Origin of the sequence: Dyella subtropica (assembly GCF_026283965.1) — a bacterium.
Lineage (GTDB): Bacteria > Pseudomonadota > Gammaproteobacteria > Xanthomonadales > Rhodanobacteraceae > Dyella_D > Dyella_D subtropica.
On record NZ_JAPDPD010000018.1, the window covers coordinates 102,669 to 121,408 of the forward strand.

Sequence of the window (18,740 nt, forward strand, 5' to 3'; positions counted from 1 at the left end):
CTGCTTTCAGCGGGAGCGGAGATCGTTGCATGCCTCGTTGCAGCGGGTAGCAATAGGGCGCCCGGATATTTGGCATTCAATGGATGAGATAACCGATGAAAGCCCTTGTTGTTGTGGGCCACCCGGCCGTGGCCAGCTTCAATCATTCCATCGCAGAGACCATACGGGATGCATGGCGGGCGGCCGGATGCGACGTGTCGTATCACGACCTTGCTGGGGAAGGGTTCCATCCCCTCCTGACAGCGGCCGAAGCACGCGGAGAGCCATCCACGGACCCTTTGGTCCAGGCGCACATCGCGCAGTTGCGCGAGAGCGACCTGCTCGCCGTGATCCATCCCAACTGCTGGGGGGCCCCTCCCGCCATCGTGAAGGGATGGATTGATCGCGTTTTTGCTCCGAACGCCGCGTATACCTTCGCCAAAGGAGATGACCAGGGTGATGAGCCCATCGGTCTGCTGAAAGCGAAGGTGGCGCTAGTGATCAACACGGGCAACACGCCAGCCCATCGGGAAACGGCTGTCTTCGGCGATCCCCTCGAACGCATCTGGAGAGATTGCATCCTGCGCTACTGCGGCGTGCAGCATGTCGTGCGTGCGCTGTTTGGCGTGGTCGCCACCAGCTCGATGGACGAGCGTCGACGCTGGCTGGCGGAGTCCGACCTCCTCGCACGTCAAGCTATCGAGACGGCGATGGAGGTAGGGCACTAGCCAGCGGCCTGGTGGCAGGCCACTGGCTAGCCGATAGATGTATCCCGCGCCGACACCACGCTGCGGGCGCCGCCTAGCATGACCCTGGCCGCTCGCTCCGAGAACTCACCCTGTTCGATCAGGGCGCGCTGCTGCGTAGACAGGACGTATTGCAGCACGGCGTCGGGAAGTGGTAGATCATTGACGTCGACCACCGGCCAGTTGGCCGGGTCGTCGTCGACGCGGAAGTTCATCGAATCGTTCGACAGGTCGTAGTCCGGATTGTCGAGGGCGGCGTACCACAAGGTTTCATTGCGAACCGTTACGCTGCTCTTGTTGTAGAGCAGGTGGCCGATGCCGCGCTCGATCACCAGATGAAACCTCGGGTCCGGGTGGAGCGTCAGGTCGACGCGCTGGTGGAGGGTTGGCGAGCCACGCCGGCAATCCACAAAGAAGGCGCGGATGAGCGTATCCGCCGGGCCGAAAAAGGTGAGCCGATCGACCTGGCCGACATGCAGACTGCGAGTAGGTGGCGGCGGAAAAGTAGTGAAGGACGTCGACGACGCCACCACCCACGCCTTCGATGAGGTGAATGTTGCCGTTACCCGTGTCGAACCACAGGTTGGGCTTCCACTCGACGCCCGCGATGACGCCGCATGGCGTTGGAGCGGCCGACTTCGGCTTGGTCTGCGTCACGGCTTTTCGAGCTTGACCGTGAAGTTGGGGCCGAACGCATTCTTCAGGTCATCGAAGGTCCTGGCGCCGGCAATCTTGCTCTTGTCGCCGAAGACCAACGGCGATTGCATGATCTTGCCCATGATGGTCACGTCCGGGCCTAGTTTCTCGGCCTGCGCAATGAAAGCCTTCAGCCCCTTGGCTTCCTGCGGGTCGGTGGTAGTGGCCAGCTGTTTCTTCAACATATCGAGATCCATGGCGTCATCCCTCTTGAACAATGTCGATGAAGATCACTTTGCGGAAAGGTGCAGTCGGCGCTGCTCTTTTCCGAGCAAGGCGCGGGCGGCCACCGGACGCTGCTTGCCGGTGCTGCAGTGGCGCCGCTGCTGCGCCAGCACGTATTGCTGCACCGTGTCCGGTACGGGCAGATCGTTGACGGTCACGGTGGGGAAATGGTCCGGGTGCTCGTGGCCCCAGAACACGATGTTGTCGTTGGCCAGCTCGTAGTCCGGGTTCTTTTCCGCCATGTACCAAATGTTTTCCACGCGCAATCGTCACTTGAGGTTTGAAACAGCATGTCGCAGACGCCGCCGCCGAGACTCTCGATCAAGTGAATGCTTCCGTCGACCTTGGTGGCGATTAGGTGGCCGGATGCAAGGCCGCCAGGTTCTCGCGCCGGATCAATAGAAAGCCCTTGCTGTGCACGGTGATTTCCGTTTCGGCCGGTACACGAAGGCTATGCAGCGGGTCCGGTGCGAATTGCAGTGTTGGACTCAGGCGGCCAGGGCTCTTCAGCGTGACACGGATACGGCCGCGCCCGAAAAAGGTGAGCAGCGCGCCGCCGTCGTCCTGCCGCCAGGTGATCTGCGATGCGGTGCCGGTTTGTTCGGGAGTGATGAAATCCACCTTCTCCACGCCGGGACTTTGGATGATGTAGTAGCTGTCGCCGCCCGATGCAGCGAAGAAGGAAGGTCTCCAGGCAGCCTGCCGCAGCCAGTCAGGTATGGCGCAGGGTACGCCATGGCCAGGGGGCATCTGCCAAGTATTCTGCTTGACCAGCGCATAGCGCTCCGCACCGTCCTCCCATATCCGGTAACGCGTGCCATACACCGGAACTTGCTTCAAGTAGGTCTGATGCTGCCTTTCCAAAACGTATTTGTAGCAGCAGTCAGGAATGGGCAGGTGGTTCACCGGAACGATCGGAATCGCCTCACCGCTGACGTCGAGCGGAAAGTTAAGCAAATCGTTGCCGAAGCTATAGGCGGGATTGTGCTCGGTAAGCAGCCATAGCGGCTCGTCGCGTGTCACAACGTGTTCGATATGGCTGAACGTATGGGCAATACCGCGATCGATCACCAGCTTACGCAATGGCGAAGGCTCGAACACCAGCGATACCTTCCGGTGCAGTGTCGGCGAACCTATTCTGCAGTCGATAAAACTGCCGTGGATGCGTTGCCCGGCTTGGCCGAAGAACGTCAAGCGATCGATCTGACCGATATGGATGCCGTAATGGTGATTGGTGAAACCCGCTTCGTGAGTCACGATTTCGGCCACCTGGGGACCCGGGCTTGCCCCGACCAGATCGGCCGCGCCAAGCATCGCCGAGGCATTCGCTTCCCAGCGGAGGCCATCGATCGCGGTGCGTTCCAGCGTATGACCTTCGTACCTACGCATTGACCTCTCCTCAGTTAAAGTGAGGGAAGTAAATATTCGGGTCTTCTAGTTATGCCGCTTACGCTTGTTAGACACTGCCATGGATAATATGTTTATCCATGACCTCGCTTTGATAAGCACGGAATTCTTTAGCGTCTCATACGAAATGTATTTATGAGGTGTATTTACAGCCTCTGCATCAGATTCGTTGTCACCCCAATAGGCCATCCCTCTCGCCTGATTAGCGTCGAATTTCAGCGACGCGAGCTCTTGGCTCCCTCCTTGCGACCGAAGGAAGTCCCTTTTCGGGGCACGCAGAGGGAGGGGCATCGCGCCAACTGAGATTCGACGCTAATCAGGACGCCTGGGAAGGTATGGGCAAATCCCCGTCCGGGGGGGGCGGACTAACGCGAGGAACGTCCGCAGGACGGCCTGAAGGTGTGAGCAAAGGGTGAAGCCTAGTGTCGGGTCGGTGCCTCGCCGCCTCCGAGGGGACGAGTTCAGCATCGCGCTGAACTTTGTCTAGAGTTCGTGAAGACTGAGGCTCGTATTGATTACCCATACGTCTGGGTATAGCTTCGCGCCCATTGATGGCCGTCGTCGGGATGACGGGGAAGAGAAGTCAACGTTAAAACTGAATACTGATTCGTGAGATGCCTATCGCCATGATCAATCAGTATGTCGTTTTCGTCCTCGATGAACAGCGCTATGCGCTGCACTTGTCTGTTGTTGACAGGGTGGTGCATGCGGTCCACATCACCGCGCTTCCACAGGCGCCGGACATTGTTCTCGGTGTCATCAGCATGCAGGGGCGCATCGTTCCTGTCATCAATGTACGTCGCCGGTTTCGTCATCTTGAGCGAGCGATCGCTCTGACCGACCAACTCATCTTCGCGCGTACGGCGCGACGCGTCGTTGCATTGCTCGTCGACAGAGTGATCAACATCGTCGAGTGCGCCGAGCAGGACCTGATCGTGGCCAGGAATATGGCCCCAGCCATCGACTATGTTGAAGGGGTGATAAGGCTCAAGGACGGATTGATCCTTGTTCACGATCTCGACGCTTTCCTCTCCCTGGAGGAAGAGGCGTCGGTGGATCGTGCCATGGGAGCCGCCTAAGGCACCTTATGCAAACCACCTTGCCGCATGAACTCCTATCGCGCTTAAGTGATTTGCTCGCCGTGCGGACTGGCCAGCATTTTCCGCGGGAGCATTGGGGTGATCTCGAGCGTGGCATTGCCGCCGCTGCGCCCGCTTTCGGGAGCGCCGATGCCGAGTCCTGCGCCGAATGGCTGTTATCCGCGCCGCTGACACGAAACCAGATTGAGACCCTGGCCAGTCATCTGACCATCGGCGAAACCTATTTCTTTCGGGACGACGCCTGTTTCGCGGCGCTGGAGCAGCAAGTCTTTCCGGAGCGGCTGCGTGCGCATATGCACAGCGATCGACGCTTGCGTATCTGGTGCGCGGGCTGCAGCACGGGCGAGGAGCCGTATTCGCTGGCCATGCTGCTCGACCGGCTGCTCGTGGGGCTCGGCAACTGGAACGTGACCATACTGGCGACCGACATCAACCCGGTGGCGCTGCGAAAGGCGGCACGTGGGGTGTATGGCGCATGGTCCTTCCGCACCACACCGGCCTGGGTGCAGGCGCGCTATTTTGCACGGGATAACAAATCTGGCCTGGAAATTCGGCCGTCCATCCGTAAGCGCGTGACATTTACCTATCTCAACCTGGTCGACGATGTGTACCCATCGCTGTCGAACCATACCAATGCGATGGATTTGATCGTTTGCCGCAACGTACTGATGTATTTCACGGCGGATCAGGCCAGGAAGGTCGTGGAGAATCTACGGCTCTCGCTGGTCGACGGCGGATGGCTGGTGGTGGCACCCGCCGAAACATCGACGAGCATGTACGCGCGATTCGCCTGCGTCGAATTCCCTGGGGCGATTTTCTATCGCAAATCGGAAGCGGAAGCTTTGCCGGAACCTCCGGCCTTGCACACGGCCTTGGACAGGATGGAGATCGGTCCGTGGCGCGAGATGGTTCCTGTGGAACTAATCGCCGAGACGGCGCTGCCGCAGAACGCTTCGTTCGAGATCTCCGCGACGTCTTGGGTTGCGGCCAGTTCAGAGGTGTTACCGGACGGACCATCGCCGCCGCTATCGCCGCCGCCGCAAGCGATGGACGGTAGTAAGGCACGAGAGTATGCCAACCAAGGCAGGCTCGCCGAAGCGGCCGAATGCTGTGAGAAGGCGATGGCCGCCGACAAACTGAATCCGGCGCCGCATTACCTGTATGCCGTTATCCAACAGGAGCAAGGTCAATACGATCTCGCCATACAGTCGTTGACACGTGCCGTCTATCTCGACTCCCGTTTCGTGCTGGCCTATTTCGCGCTGGGCAACCTGCATCTGGCGCTTGGGCGCCGCCGAGAGGCGGGCCGGCATTTCAGGAATGCGCTCGAACTCCTGCAGCAGCTCCCACCGGACGACATCGTCCCCGAATCGGAAGGCTTGAGTGCCGGCCGGCTCGCCGAGATCGTCAGCTCCGTACTTTCCAGTCTGCCAAGCGCTAAGACAGCCGACGCATAAGGGGCGAAAGCAGCATGCCAAGCTCAAAACCAACTACCGGCACATCGGGAAAAAGAGCGGCGAAAAGAGCGGCCGTAGACTGGCGCGAGCTGGAGCGGCGCCTGGCGACGGCTCGCCACGCGATCGAGCATGGCTGGGCGACCTCGCCAGACGAGAGTCGACGCATCCTGCAATCGAGGGCGCAGCATCTGGCCCAAGAGGCCGAGCCGGATGCCCGCGCCGATGAATACATCGAGATGGTGGAGTTCGACCTCGCCTACGAGCGCTACGCCATCGATTCGCGCTACGTGCGCGAGGTCTGTCCGCTCGAAAACCTCACGCCGCTGCCGTGTACGCCAAAGTTCGTGCTCGGCATCATCAATCTACACGGTGAAATTCTTTCGGTCATCGACATCAAGATCTTCTTCGAGCTTCCTGCGCCAGGCTTGACCGATCTGAACAAGGTTATTGTTCTGCAGGCCGGGAACATGATCTTCGGCGTGCTGGCGGATTCGGTTGTCGGCGTCCGCCAAGTCCCCGCCGCTGATATTCAGCGCTCCCTGCCCACGCTTACGAAAATCCGGGCGGCCTATCTGCTGGGTTTGACCTCGGCCCGGACCGTGATTATCGACGCGGAAAAACTACTGTCCGACGCAAACATCGTCGTGAACGAGCAGGTGTACGAATAGCACGAAACTCAGACTTCTGGATCGCGAAGGGGGATGGCGAGATGAAACTGACCGTGGGCGTGAAGATCGGAGCCGGGTATGCCTTGGCGTTATTGGTTCTCGCCGCATTCGGCATACTTTCATATCGAAATGCGACTGGCTATGTGGAGGCCATTGGGCGTCGTGTGAGTGACTATCAGTTGATCGATAGCCTCCAAGGTGTGATGTCGGCCATGCAGGATACCGAAACCGGTCAGCGCGGCTACCTCATCGTCGGCGAGGATCGCTATCTGGAGCCGTACCGGTCCGGGATCGCGGCGGTCGATAAATACCTGAGCAAACTCCGGTCGCTGACTGAAGCCAATACGGACCAGCAGCGCGAGCTCGACGCGCTTGAGCCACTTGTCGCGGCAAAGTTGGATGAATTGAAGGAAACGATTGAACTTCGAAAATCCAAGGGCTTCGACGCCGCGTTGAAGGTGGTGCAGACCGATCGCGGTAAACAAATTATGGACGATATTAGAAAAATAGTAGGTCAGATGAGTGGCAGGGTTCGCATGTCGGTGGCACAGCTTGATGATGAAATCAGTGCGCGATCGCGTATGTCTATTTACGGCATCGTTTATGGCATACCGGTTGCCGCTATAACGCTGTCACTTTTAGGTCTTCTGGTCACGCGCACTATTACCCATCAATTACGGGAGAGTATCGCGCAACTATCGTCCTCGGCGGCCGAGATTCTGGCAACGACCACCCAGCTGGCTTCGAGTGCGATGGAGACGGCTACCGCGGTCAGCGAGACGACCGCGACGGTCGAGCAAGTCAAGCAGACCGCGCAGCTCACCAACCAGAAGGCACGCTACGTGTCGGATAGCGCGCAGAAAGCGGCAAACGTCTCGACCGTCGGCCGTACTGCGGTGGGGGATGCCGTGCAGGGTATGCATCGCATTCAAGAACAGATGGAGTCTGTTGCCGACAGCATTGTGCGCCTGAGCGAACAGGGTCAGGCGATCGGCGAGATCATCGCCACCGTCAACGGGCTGGCCGAACAGTCGAACCTGCTTGCCGTGAACGCGGCCATCGAGGCCACCAAGGCGGGCGAGCAAGGCAAAGGCTTCGGCGTGGTGGCACAGGAAATCAAAAGCCTTGCCGAGCAGTCCAAGCAGGCGACCGCCCAAGTGCGGACCATACTCGGTGACATTCAGAAGGCCACCAGCACGGCGGTGCTCGCTACCGAGCAGAGCAATAAGGCCGTGGATGCGGGTGTGAAGCAGACCGGCGAAACCGGCGAATCGATCCGCCTGCTCGCCGACAGCATTGGCGAGGCTGCGCAGGCGGCGACGCAGATCGCCGCGTCCAGCCAGCAGCAGATGGTGGGCATGGATCAAGTCGTGGTGGCGATGGAGAGCATCAAGCTGGCCAGCACGCAGAACGTCGCAGGAACCCGCCAGGCGGAAACTGCCGCACAGGATCTCCATACGCTAGGGCAGCGGCTTGGCGACCTGATCGGGAGTCGAAGTGCCTGATCGAAGCTCTGGCAAGGTGGACTGACACCACGGTGCCAGTTGAATCGACGATGAGCTTACAAAGGCGTACATCATGGCCGAAAAGAACGACGATCCACTGGAAAGGCTGCTAGTGACCTTTCGGTCCGAGGCGGACGAGCATCTGAAGTCGATGTCGTCCGGCTTGCTCGTGCTCGAGCAAATGCCGAAGGGGGAGTCGTCGACGGCGATCATAGAAACGATATTTCGCGATGCGCACAGTCTCAAAGGAGCCGCGCGCGCGGTGAACCTCAAGCCCATCGAGTCCGTCTGCCAATCGCTGGAAAGCGTTTTCGCCGCGTTGAAGCAAGGGCGCCTCGGCGTGACTTCGCCTCTACTCAATTTGTTGCACGACGCGGTGGATGCGATAGGTCGGCTGCTGTCGATGGACAAAGTCGCGCTCAAGCGGCGGCCCCCGCTGGCGGCGACCATCGTCCGGCGTCTGGACGATGCCTTGATCGACGTGCCGGTCGACCCGGATATGCCGGTCGAGCCTTCCGCGGACGACGTTACCCAGGCGCAGCCCGTGCAGCTCTCTCTGGCGCCTGAGACGGTTCGTGTTTCCATCGCGAAGCTGGACACCGTGATGCATCATGTGGAGGAACTGCTGGGGCCGCGACTGGCAGCGCGTCAGCGCGCTCAAGAGCTGCGCGAGGCCGGCGCGGCGTTCGCGCTTTGGAAGAAGCAGCGCTTGCGCCTGCAGCCGAGCTTGCGTCTGCTCGAGCGCGCTTTCTTATCCGAGTCCAGGCGAATGCAACCAAACGGCAGCCGCGATGGCACGGGCAACGGCGTAGCCGGCAGGACGCAGGAACTCTCCCGATTGCTCGAATACCTGGATGCCGAGCAGGTGCAAATGAAAGTTCTGGAGGACCGATTGGCACGGCTGAGCCAATCGGCCGAGCACGATCAGCGTACGCTGGCCGGTATGACCGACAGTCTGTTGCGCGACGTCAAAGAAATGCAGTTGCTGCCGTTTTCGTCGCTGATCGAGGTCTTTCCGCGGCTTGTCCGCGAACTCGCTCGCGAGCAAGGGAAGAAGGTGGAGTTGGTGATTCAGGGCGGCGAGATCGAAATCGACCGGCGCATCCTGGATGCCATGAAAGATCCTCTCATCCATCTTCTGCGTAATAGTGTCGATCACGGCATCGAAAAGCCATCAGTCCGCGAGGCCAAGGGCAAGCCACCACGCGGAAGAGTCACCTTGTCGATCTCCCAGATAGACAGCGGCAAGGTAGAGGTGGTCGTGGCTGACGACGGCGCTGGGATCGACGCCGCGTCGGTCCAGGCGGCAGCCCGCAAGCTGGGTGTCGCCGCCACGCGGGATGCGGGGCAGGTGGACGAAAAGGAAACCTTGGCGCTCGTGTTTCGCTCCGGCATCAGCACCAGCCCCATCATCACCGATGTCTCCGGCCGCGGACTCGGGCTGGCGATCGTGCGTGAAAAGGTCGAGCGCCTGGGCGGCAACATCGCCATCGAATCCCAGGCGGGTGCCAGGACACGTTTTCGCATCGCGCTGCCGCTGATGCTTGCCAATTTTCGCGGTGTCCTGGTTCGCTCAGGCGGGCAGATATTCGCCATCCCCGCGGTTCATATCGAACGCGTGTCGCGCATCGCCCAAAGCGACATCCGGACCGTGGAAAACCGGGAAACGATGCTGGTCGATGGCGAGGCGGTTTCTCTGGTATGGCTCAGCGATGTGCTGGAATTGCCGCGCCCGCACGCCAATGCTCAGCAGACCGATTACGTATGGCTGGTTGTGCTTGGCATGGCGCATCTGCGCGTCGCTTTTCGCGTGGAAGAGGTCATCGACGAGCACGAGGTTCTGGTCAAGCATATCGGCCGGCAGCTTGAGCGCGTGCGCAACGTCGCCGGCGCAAGCGTGCTCGGAACCGGACAGATCGTGCCGGTGTTGAATGTTTCCGATCTTCTGAAGTCCGCGATCAAACATGTGTCAGTACCGATGCCGGTCGGGACGAGCGTTTCGGCTGGCAACGGCACTGAGGTGGAAAATCCATCGATCCTGGTGGTGGAGGATTCGATCACCTCGCGTTCGCTGCTCAAGGGCATCCTGGAGTCGGCGGGCTTTGGTGTGACCACGGCGGTGGATGGCGCCGACGCCTATACCACGCTGAAAACCGGATCCTTCGACCTGGTGGTCTCCGACGTGGAGATGCCGCGCATGGATGGTTTCGACCTTACCGCCAAACTGCGAGCCGACAAGCAGCTCGCCGAGCTGCCGATCGTACTGGTTACGGCGCTGGGGTCGCGCGAGCACCGCGAACGCGGGATCGACGTCGGCGCCAATGCCTATATCGTCAAAAGTAGCTTCGACCAGAGCAATTTGCTGGAAGTGATTCGCAGGCTTCTATGAGTGCCTGAGGATGAGCGCCAGTGAATCCGCCTGTCGATGCCGTGTTGTGATGAAACTGGACGCATCATGAGACCACGCCATGATCAAAGTGTTGATAGTGGAAGACTCGGCCGTGATACGCGAAATGCTCGCCGGCCTTCTCGGTGCCGACCCCGACATACAAATAGTGGGTATGGCATGCGACGGCGTAGAGGCGATCGAGGCTGTCGGCCGCTATCGGCCCGACGTGATCGCGATGGATATCCATATGCCGAACATGGACGGCCTGGAGGCCACGCGGCGAATCATGGAAACCAAGCCGACCCCCATCGTCATCGTCAGCGGGAGTCGCGACGTTGGGGAGATGGCGACGACCTTCAAAGCGCTTGAGGCGGGCGCCTTGACCGTGCAGCCGAGGCCGGCAGGTATCGGCCACGCCCTGCATGAAGTGATGGCCAAAGAACTGCTGCAGACCATGAAGCTGATGTCGGAGGTCAGGGTCGTGCGGCGTTGGCCGCAGGGGCGGCTGGCTGCACCTGGGGCAGGCCGGGGAGAAGCAAGCGCTGCCGTAACGACGAGGCAGCGCATCGTCGCCATCGGCGCTTCGACCGGGGGGCCGATGGCGCTGCAGATCTTGCTGGCGGGCTTGCCGGAGACCTTTCCGCTTCCCGTGTTGGTGGTCCAGCATATGGCGGATGGCTTTACCTATGGGTTCGCCGAATGGCTCAGACAGTCGGTCAAGCTGCCGATACATGTGGCCCGGCAAGGCGAAGCCATCCGCCCGGGTCACGTTTACTTGGCACCCGATGCCTATCAAATGAAAGTGGCTCGCGGCGACAAAATCCTCCTGCTCAAGGATCTGGGCGAGAACAGCGTGTGTCCTTCGGCGTCCTGCCTATTTCGTTCGGTCGCCGAGGTCTACGGTCGCGACGCCGTCGCCGGCCTGCTCAGCGGGATGGGCCGCGACGGTGCCGCGGAATTGCGGCTATTGAGAGATTTGGGGGCTATCACCTTCGCGCAGGACGAGGCCAGTTCTGTCGTGCATGGCATGGCTGGTGAGGCCATTCGGCTCGACGCGGCGATGTATGTGCTTGCTCCGGACAAAATCGCCAACTGGCTGATGACGCTAGCGAGTCATCGCGAACGATCAGTCATGGAACCCGATCCATGAAACACAGCAACAAGACGAGCGGTGTCGAGATTCTGGTGGCCGAGGACAGCCCGACCCAGGCGGAGAGGTTGCGCTTCTTGCTGGAGGGGCATGGTCATACGGTGACGGTCGCCACTGACGGTTTGCAGGCGTTGGAGGCATGCCGACAGCGCAAGCCCGTCTTGATCGTCAGCGACGTCATGATGCCAGGGATGGACGGCTTCGAACTGTGCACGGAACTCAAGCAAGACAAAGAGTTTCAGGACATCCCGATCGTGCTCCTTACGACGCTGTCCGACGTGTCGGACATCATGAAGGGACTGCAGTGCGGTGCCGATAATTTCATCCGAAAACCCTACGAGGACCGCTACCTGCTCGCGCGGATCGATTGCCTGCTCATGACCAACGAGTTGCGCAGGAACCAGAAGATCCGAATGGGAGTGGAAATCTATCTCGGCGGGGAAAAGCATTTCATCACGGCCGAGCGGCAACAGATCGTCGACCTGCTCATCTCGGTGTACGAAGAGGCCATTCACCTCAGCGAGGATCTCAAGGAACGGCAGCGTGAGTTGGCGGACTCGAACAGCATGCTGGCTGGCCTGTACCACGTTGCCGAAGGCTTGAATCTCGCCTTGAGCGAACGCGATGTGTGCGAGCAGGCGCTTGAACATGCCATGTACCTCCCGGGGGTCCAGGCTGGGTGGATAGCGCTTTGGGATGGCAGGGGTTCCTTTCGCTTAGGCGCGGCGCTCAATCTTCCCGAGGGGAGCATTTCGATGGATGGCGGTTGTGAATGCCAACGCCGCTTCCTGGCGGGTGAAAGGCAGTGCGCAAGCAACATGGAGGAGTGTGAACGTCTGAAGTCAGCGGGGGGTAAGAAGCGCCGCCCAAGTCACCACGCCTACATACCGCTGTGGAGCGGCAAGCAGAGTCTGGGCATATTGAATTTGGTCAGGGCGGAGCAGGGCGTTTTCAAAGAAGGCGAGTTGGAATCGCTTTACGGCGTGGGCCACCAAGTAGCGGTCGCGCTGGAGCGCGCCCGCCTGTACGAACATCTGGAGGGGCTCGTCGACGAGCGAACTGCCGAGCTCACCACCGAGATCGCCGAACGAAAGCGCGTGGACAAACGATTCCACATGCTCTTCGAGTTCGCACCGGATGCGGTCGTGATGATCGCGCCGTCCGGTGTCATTGCGCTGGTCAATCGCCAGGCCGAGGCCGTATTTGGCTACCCCAGAGACGAGTTGATTGGCGAGCGGGTCGACAAGCTCTTGCCGCATGGTTTTCGGCAGGCGCAGATGGATGTGGATCGCGGCCATGCCACGCCGCCGGCGATGGAGGGGGGCGGCATGGAGCTGATCGGCTTGCGCAAGGACGGTGCGAGTTTTCCGGTGGACATCAGCCTTAGCCCGATGGGATCGGGAGAGGGCGTCATGGTTGCCGCGGCCGTGCGCGACGTGACCCAGCGCAAAGTCTACGAGGCGAGAATCGCCCGTCTCAACCGTATCTACGCTGTGCTCAGCAGCATCAATACCACCATTGTCCGCGTACGCGAGCGCCAGCAGCTTTATGACGAAGCCTGCCGCATAGCGGTGGAGCTCGGCAATTTCAGCTTCGCGTGGATCGGTACGTTCGACGCGGTCACCCAAGCGGTCACACCGGTAGCCAGTATGGGGCGCGACGATGATTGCCTGCGCCGGATCGATTTGGGTGCGGCGGAAGAAGCGCCATTGAATTGCCCTTCTACCCTCCAGTTCATAGCCCGGAAGCAACCGGTGATCTGCAATGACATCGCTGCGGATGAAAACATGCGTTCGTTGCGGACGGACGCCCTGAGTCGCGGCTATCGATCGGCGGCGTTATTCCCTCTGATACTGCAGGACGAGTTGGTCGGTGTGCTGGGGCTTTACTCCGCAGAGGCAAATGTATTCGACGCGGAGGAGAACCGCTTGCTGGTCGAGATGGCCGGTGACATTTCATTTGCCATGGATCATATCGCCAGCGAAGACCGGCTCAACTATCTCTCCTTTTACGATGCGATTACCGGTTTGCCGAATCGCATGCTGTTCCTGGATCGCGTCGGTCAGAAGATCCATGCCGCGCGCCGCAGCCGCAAAGCGCTATCGGTCATCATGCTCGATCTGATCCGGTTCAGCCGGATCAACGAATCCCTGGGCCGGCAAGCCGGTGACGAGCTGTTGCGTCAGCTCTCCGCACGTCTGCGGGAAGAGCTGGCGGAGACCGACGTGCTCGCCCATTTTTCGACAGACCACTTCGGTATCGCGACCCATTACGACGACGAAAGGGTGACCATCGTGCATATTTTGGAGGGTGTGTTGTCCGCCATCCAAAATCGGCCGTTCTTGATCAGCGGACAGGAGCTGAGCATCTCAGCGAGGGCGGGGATCGCGTCCTATCCCGGCGACGGCAAGGACATCGACGCGCTTTTGTACAACGCCGAGTCCGCGCTTAAAAACGCCCGAATGTCCGGCGACAAATATTTGTTCTACCGACCGTCATTCAATGTGATGGTGGCTGAGAAATTGTCTCTGGAAAACAAGTTGCGGCGGGCGCTGGAGCGCGATCAACTGGTGCTGCATTACCAGCCGAAGGTCGATATCAATAGCGGAAAAATTAATGGCTTGGAAGCGCTCATACGCTGGAATGATCCGGAGATGGGTCTGGTGCCTCCATTGAAATTCGTCCCCTTGCTGGAGGAGACGGGGATGATCATGGAGGCGGGCATGTGGGCGCTTGGAAAGGCGGTATCCGATGCCCTCGACTGGCAGGCCAAAGGCCTTCCTCCATTGAGAGTGGCGGTGAATGTGTCGCCGGTTCAGCTGCACCAGAGAAATTTCGTCGGCATCATAGAGCACGTGTTGAATGGCCGAAGTGACGTGGCGGCCATACTGGAACTTGAAATCACCGAAAGCCTGGTCATGCAGGATATTGTCTCCAATATCCAGAAGCTCAGGGTCATCCGCGAGATGGGCGTGACGGTGGCGATCGACGATTTCGGCACCGGCTATTCGTCGCTCAGCTATATCGCCAAGCTGCCGGCCAATACGCTCAAGATCGACCGTTCATTCATCATGAACATGGCCAGCAATTCGGACGACAAGACCATCGTGTCAACGATCATCTCGCTTGCGCATTCGTTGGGTATGCGGGTGGTCGCAGAAGGTGTCGAAACCGACGAGCAGGCGAGGTTCCTGCGTTTGCTCAAATGCGATGAATTCCAGGGCTTTCTGTTCAGTCCGGCCGTTCCCGCGGAGCAGATCGAGAAGCTTTTGCGCGAGGGGACGTCGTTGCATTGCTGACCATGCAAGGGTTTCAGGTAGCGGTATGGATGGCGTTTATGCCAGCGTGAAGTAGAACGCGGCTCCAGTGCCGACGGCCGCCTCTGCCCAGATACGGCCGCCGTGTCTGCGCACGACGCGGTGCACCGTGGCGAGCCCGATGCCGGTGCCGGGAAATTCGTCCGATGAGTGCAGGCGTTGAAACGCGTTGAACAACTTGCCTGCATGTTTCATATCGAAACCAGCGCCGTTGTCCTGTACGAAGTAGATCTGCTGGTCTTCTTCCTTTCTTGCGCCGAACGCGATCCGTGCCTGCGGCTTCCTGCTGGTGTACTTCCAGGCGTTGCTGAGCAGGTTTTGGAGCGCGATGCGCAGCAAGCCCGAATCACCGGGAGCAGTGAGCCCGGGCGTGAGTTCCAGCTGGATATTCCGGTCGGGCTCCTGCGCGCAAAGGTTTTCGAAGATCTCCTGCCCCATGGCGCTCAGGTCCACTTGCATGCGCTGCAGTTCGCTGCGCCCTACGCGCGCAAGCATCAGCAAGTCGTCGATCATCTGGCTCATGTCCTGGGCGGCATGCAGCACATGGTCGAGGCATCGGCGGGCGTCCGCATCGAGCGCTTCGCCGTGCCGATAGAGCAGTACGTTGCTGAAGCCATCGATGCTGCGCAGCGGTGCGCGCAGGTCATGCGCCACGGAGTGGCTGAACGCCTCAAGCTCCTCGTTGGTGCGGGCAAGCTCGGCGATCAGCTCGTTGCGCGAGTGGGCCATGGTGAGATGGGTGCGTACGCGTGCGATCAGCTCCTGCGTGGTGAACGGCTTGGCGAGGTAGTCGTCGGCGCCGACATCGAGCCCCTCCAGCACCGCTTCCTCACCGGCACGAGCGGAAAGCAAAATCACCGGGACCGTGCGGGTCTTCCTGTCTTCGCGTAATGCTCGCAGCAGCGCGAATCCGTCCAGCCCCGGCATCATGACGTCGCTCAGGATAAGGTCCGGCGGGCGCGCCCTGGCGCAGGTGAGGGCGGTTTGCCCGTCGTTGGCGGTTTCCACCTCCCAGCGCGCGCGCAGCAGTCGGCTCAGGTACGTGCGCATGTCCGCGTTGTCGTCGACCACCAGGATGCGCCCGGCCCCTACGGGTGGTGCGGGCGCGGTTTGATTCGGTCGTGCTTGATCCGGTTCCGGAGCATCAGGCCGGATGTCGTTGGATTCGCTGCGCCGGACCCATTGGGCGGCTTCGGCGGCGTAGGCCGATGCAGTGACACCGGGCGATGTCGTGCCATGCCCCTGAACCATCTGGTCGGCAGGCAGATGCACCGTCCCAGCAGGGATCGAAACGACAAACGCCGTCCCTTCACCCTCAACGCTGGATACCTGCACCGTGCCGCCGTGGAGTTTGACGAGTTCCTGCACCAGCGCCAGGCCGATCCCGGAACCCTCGAAGCTCCTTCCCTTCGCCTGCGCCACGCGATGGAAGCGCTTGAAGATGTGCGGCAATTCCTGCGGCGGGATGCCTGTGCCGGTATCACGCACGCGTAACTCGGCACGATCATCGCGCCAGAGCATGGAGACTTCGATCTCGCCCTCGAAGGTGAATTTGTACGCGTTCGAAACGAGATTGAGGACGATCTTCTCCCACTGCGCCCGATCGACATAAACAAGTTCGGGGAGCGGTGTGCAGTTCACGATGAGCTTCATGCCTGCTTGTTCGACGAGCGAGTAGAACGCGCTCGCAAGTTCGCTCGTCAGCGTGGAGAGATCGGTGGGTTCGAAGGTGGACTGCAAGCGCCCGGCCTCGATACGCGTGAAGTCGAGCAAGCTGTTCACCAATCGAAGCAGTCGGATGCCGCTGCGTTGCGCCACCTCGAGATATTCGCCGCCCAGAGATTTTTCCGGTCGTGTCATCGCTTCCTCGATGAGGCCGAGGATCAGCGTCAACGGCGTCCTGAATTCGTGACTGATGTTGCTGAAGAAGGTGGTCTTTGCCTTGTCGATTTCAGCGAGCGCTTCGGCCCGCTTCTTCTCGGCGTCGTAGGCGCGAGCGCTGGCCATCACGTTGGCCACCTGATTGGCGGCAGCTCGAAAGAACGCCCAATATCGATCGTCGAGCGCACGATGTGGGCTCGCGCCCGCGATCAGGATCGCGTATGGCGCGGATTGCCCGGCACGGGAAAGCGGCAAAGCGATGGCCCGGTCCGGGCGTGCATTCCAGCTTCCCAGCGGTAGCGGCCCGAAACGTGCGGGGAGGTTGTCCACCACCACTTCACGAGCGCCGTGTACGACCTCTGCGAGTGGCCAACTGGCGCCGCCTGCATCTTCCCTGACAAGTATCCGTAAGGGTTTGGCAGGGCCTTCGTAGGTTTCCAAACCACCGCTCGCGACGAGCTGTGCTTCCTCCGTCTGCTCGTTCCATGCGTAGATCAGTACAAAGGGGAGATCCAGCTCGTTGGCGGAGAGCACTTCTGCTGCCATCCGGTAGGCGTCGTCTTCGGACTTCGCTTCCGCTGCCCGTGCGGCCAGATCGTGCAGCATGCGTATCTGTCGTTCGCTCTGTACCTTGGCGGTGGTTTCCTGCACGGTGTTGAGCAAGCCGCCGACCTTGCCGTCATCTCCTGGAACAGGGCTGTAGGAGAACGTGAAATACGTTTCCTCAGCCATGGTCCCGCTGGTGATGAAAAGCTGCAGGTCCTCGGTCCAGGTGGCAGGGCCGCCTTCCTGCACGCTCCTGGCCATGGGGCCGGCAACGTCCCAGACTTCGGCCCATATCTGCGCGGCGGGGGCCGCGAGCGATGCGGGGTGCTTGTCCCGCAGGATGGGGCGGTAAGCGTCGTTATAGAGGTGCAGCAGATCGGGCCCCCACCACAGCAGCATGGGGAACCGGCTACCGAGCACGACACCAAGCATGGTTTTCAGACTGCGCGGCCAACGTTCCACAGGCCCCAGCTTCGTCTTTGACCAATCCGTGGAGCGCATCAGCGCGCCCATCTCGCCACCGTCGGCGAACAAACCCTCAAAGGCATTCGCGGCAGCCTCGGCCGCCGCAAGGTCCATGGATTCGCTGCTTGCCATGTGCTTCTTGGTCACGGCGATGGGCTCTGCGATGCGGCATCGGATGTCAGCCAGTCGCGTTCGAGTTGTGCAATGACTTCGCAGGCTTCCTTGAAGCCCACCGGTTTGCGAACAAAGCCATTTGCACCGCGCCTGAGCGCCTCGTGCTTGTCCGAGTCCAAATCGGATCCGCTGTACATCACGGCCGGAAGCAGCCGCGTACGTTCATCCGCACGCAGGCGCTCCAATACCTGGAAGCCATTGAGCCGCGGCATGTGAACGTCCAGTACCAACAGGCGCGGCAATGGCGTGAGGCCACTCCCAGGAGGGGGAGCATCGCCAAGCAAAAGATCGAGTGCGGCCTCACCGTCGCGGACGACCTGGATGGTCGCGTTCGACTTGTTGAACTTCAGGGCGATCGCGAATAGCTCCGCCGTGGTGGGGCTGTCCTCGACCAGCAGGATATCGGGTGCGCCTTCGTTCATAGCGGGAGCCAACCGGGTCTGCGGATGAACGCCGAGTTTTTGAGCATGCTCTGCTCGGCGACGCATAGACCCCGTGAATGCGCTTGTTCACGCTTTTTCGGGGAAGAAATACGCGGTGGCGTTTGGCCCAATTCGTGCTGTACGCCGGAGGAGGCTGCTGCGCTCTATGCCGATGATGCAATGCACGTTGGCTACACTGACATGCGACCCGGCAAGACATGATGGCCTTCCAATGAGCGAGATGTTGCTTTTGCTCTTGGGGTCCCCTGTGCAGCGGTGAGGGCTGGACGATCAGGCCCGCAGGGGCATGGGCATGGATGCCCATGCCTCCCGACAGGACACCAAACGTCGTGTCGAAAAGCCCGGCCAGACCTCACGAACCCGCAGGCGAGCCCGGTTGCGATAACGCGGACATCAAGCGATAACGCTACTGGAACCCGGCCTACGCCGGGGCGACGACAGTGAGAGGTTATCGCGAGCACCCGCCCCCTTGTAAGTTTGCTTTACCCCCGCCAGACCGTTGCCCCTCGGATCACGAGATCGTAGGTGAGCCTGGGTCGGCGGGGACTTTTCCTCACAACCCGAACAGTTGCCTGGGCTTCAAGCCCGTTTC

The 18,740-nt window shown here is 60.5% G+C and carries 14 protein-coding genes and 1 pseudogene; 9 read left to right on the forward strand and 6 right to left on the reverse strand.

All coding sequences use genetic code 11. The features are described from left to right. Positions 1-95 precede the first annotated feature (95 nt). A complete protein-coding gene (locus OUZ45_RS15930) occupies positions 96-707 on the forward strand; it encodes an NAD(P)H-dependent oxidoreductase (protein ID WP_266171126.1) in 612 nt (203 codons plus the stop codon). Positions 708-733: 26 nt separating this feature from the next. Here the strand turns inward: OUZ45_RS15930 and OUZ45_RS15935 are convergent, their stop codons facing one another. From OUZ45_RS15935 to OUZ45_RS15950, 4 genes are all read right to left on the reverse strand, one after another. Continuing rightward, a complete protein-coding gene (locus OUZ45_RS15935) occupies positions 734-1,255 on the reverse strand; it encodes a hypothetical protein (protein WP_266171127.1) in 522 nt (173 codons plus the stop codon). A 123-nt stretch (positions 1,256-1,378) separates the two neighbouring features. Then, entirely contained in the window at positions 1,379-1,618 is a 240-nt protein-coding gene (locus tag OUZ45_RS15940; RefSeq protein WP_266171128.1) for a hypothetical protein, read from the reverse strand. A gap of 33 nt (positions 1,619-1,651) precedes the next feature. Beyond that, on the reverse strand, positions 1,652-1,906 hold the full coding sequence (locus OUZ45_RS15945) for a hypothetical protein (protein WP_266171129.1): 255 nt from the start codon (positions 1,904-1,906) through the stop codon (positions 1,652-1,654). Positions 1,907-2,000: 94 nt separating this feature from the next. Then, on the reverse strand, positions 2,001-3,035 hold the full coding sequence (locus OUZ45_RS15950) for a hypothetical protein (RefSeq protein ID WP_266171130.1): 1,035 nt from the start codon (positions 3,033-3,035) through the stop codon (positions 2,001-2,003). A 632-nt stretch (positions 3,036-3,667) separates the two neighbouring features. Between OUZ45_RS15950 and OUZ45_RS15955 the strand changes: the two genes are divergently transcribed. From OUZ45_RS15955 to OUZ45_RS15985, 8 genes and pseudogenes are all read left to right on the forward strand, one after another. Further along, complete coding sequence (locus OUZ45_RS15955) at positions 3,668-4,132, forward strand: chemotaxis protein CheW (protein WP_266171131.1); 465 nt, start codon at positions 3,668-3,670, stop codon at positions 4,130-4,132. Between the two features lie 8 nt (positions 4,133-4,140). Beyond that, positions 4,141-5,610 (forward strand): CheR family methyltransferase, encoded by a 1,470-nt coding sequence (locus OUZ45_RS15960; protein WP_266171132.1) that lies wholly within the window; start codon positions 4,141-4,143, stop codon positions 5,608-5,610. Between the two features lie 14 nt (positions 5,611-5,624). Continuing rightward, positions 5,625-6,278, forward strand: coding sequence for a chemotaxis protein CheW (locus tag OUZ45_RS15965; RefSeq protein ID WP_266171133.1), 654 nt, complete (start codon positions 5,625-5,627; stop codon positions 6,276-6,278). 41 nt (positions 6,279-6,319) lie between these two features. Continuing rightward, positions 6,320-7,783, forward strand: coding sequence for a CHASE3 domain-containing protein (locus OUZ45_RS15970; RefSeq protein ID WP_266171134.1), 1,464 nt, complete (start codon positions 6,320-6,322; stop codon positions 7,781-7,783). A gap of 73 nt (positions 7,784-7,856) precedes the next feature. Then, a pseudogene (locus OUZ45_RS20890) lies at positions 7,857-8,159 on the forward strand (Hpt domain-containing protein); the annotation flags it as partial. Positions 8,160-8,264: 105 nt separating this feature from the next. Further along, positions 8,265-10,172: a hybrid sensor histidine kinase/response regulator gene (locus OUZ45_RS15975; RefSeq protein ID WP_266171145.1), complete on the forward strand. Its 1,908-nt coding sequence runs from the start codon at positions 8,265-8,267 to the stop codon at positions 10,170-10,172. A gap of 79 nt (positions 10,173-10,251) precedes the next feature. Then, positions 10,252-11,322, forward strand: a complete 1,071-nt coding sequence (cheB, locus tag OUZ45_RS15980) for a chemotaxis-specific protein-glutamate methyltransferase CheB (RefSeq protein ID WP_266171135.1) — start codon at positions 10,252-10,254, stop codon at positions 11,320-11,322. Then, positions 11,319-14,621 carry an EAL domain-containing protein gene (locus OUZ45_RS15985; protein WP_266171136.1) on the forward strand — a complete coding sequence of 1,101 codons (3,303 nt, stop codon included), beginning with the start codon at positions 11,319-11,321 and terminating at the stop codon, positions 14,619-14,621. The genes cheB and OUZ45_RS15985 overlap by 4 nt, the downstream gene beginning before the upstream one ends. Positions 14,622-14,657: 36 nt before the next feature. Here the strand turns inward: OUZ45_RS15985 and OUZ45_RS15990 are convergent, their stop codons facing one another. Both OUZ45_RS15990 and OUZ45_RS15995 read right to left on the reverse strand, forming a co-directional pair. Then, complete coding sequence (locus tag OUZ45_RS15990) at positions 14,658-17,678, reverse strand: ATP-binding protein (protein WP_266171137.1); 3,021 nt, start codon at positions 17,676-17,678, stop codon at positions 14,658-14,660. Further along, positions 17,675-18,127 carry a response regulator gene (locus OUZ45_RS15995; protein WP_266171138.1) on the reverse strand — a complete coding sequence of 151 codons (453 nt, stop codon included), beginning with the start codon at positions 18,125-18,127 and terminating at the stop codon, positions 17,675-17,677. Before OUZ45_RS15995 ends, OUZ45_RS15990 begins: the two co-directional genes overlap by 4 nt. Positions 18,128-18,740 lie beyond the last annotated feature (613 nt).

Excerpts from the sequence above, each read along its gene's own strand:
- OUZ45_RS15930 (WP_266171126.1), top strand. The coding sequence starts at position 96 with ATGAAAGCCCTTGTTGTTGTGGGCCACCCGGCCGTGGCCAGCTTCAAT.
- OUZ45_RS15940 (WP_266171128.1), bottom strand. The coding sequence starts at position 1,618 with ATGGATCTCGATATGTTGAAGAAACAGCTGGCCACTACCACCGACCCG.
- OUZ45_RS15950 (WP_266171130.1), bottom strand. The coding sequence starts at position 3,035 with ATGCGTAGGTACGAAGGTCATACGCTGGAACGCACCGCGATCGATGGC.
- OUZ45_RS15955 (WP_266171131.1), top strand. The coding sequence starts at position 3,668 with ATGCCTATCGCCATGATCAATCAGTATGTCGTTTTCGTCCTCGATGAA.
- OUZ45_RS15960 (WP_266171132.1), top strand. The coding sequence starts at position 4,141 with ATGCAAACCACCTTGCCGCATGAACTCCTATCGCGCTTAAGTGATTTG.
- OUZ45_RS15965 (WP_266171133.1), top strand. The coding sequence starts at position 5,625 with ATGCCAAGCTCAAAACCAACTACCGGCACATCGGGAAAAAGAGCGGCG.
- OUZ45_RS15970 (WP_266171134.1), top strand. The coding sequence starts at position 6,320 with ATGAAACTGACCGTGGGCGTGAAGATCGGAGCCGGGTATGCCTTGGCG.
- cheB (WP_266171135.1), top strand. The coding sequence starts at position 10,252 with ATGATCAAAGTGTTGATAGTGGAAGACTCGGCCGTGATACGCGAAATG.
- OUZ45_RS15985 (WP_266171136.1), top strand. The coding sequence starts at position 11,319 with ATGAAACACAGCAACAAGACGAGCGGTGTCGAGATTCTGGTGGCCGAG.
- OUZ45_RS15995 (WP_266171138.1), bottom strand. The coding sequence starts at position 18,127 with ATGAACGAAGGCGCACCCGATATCCTGCTGGTCGAGGACAGCCCCACC.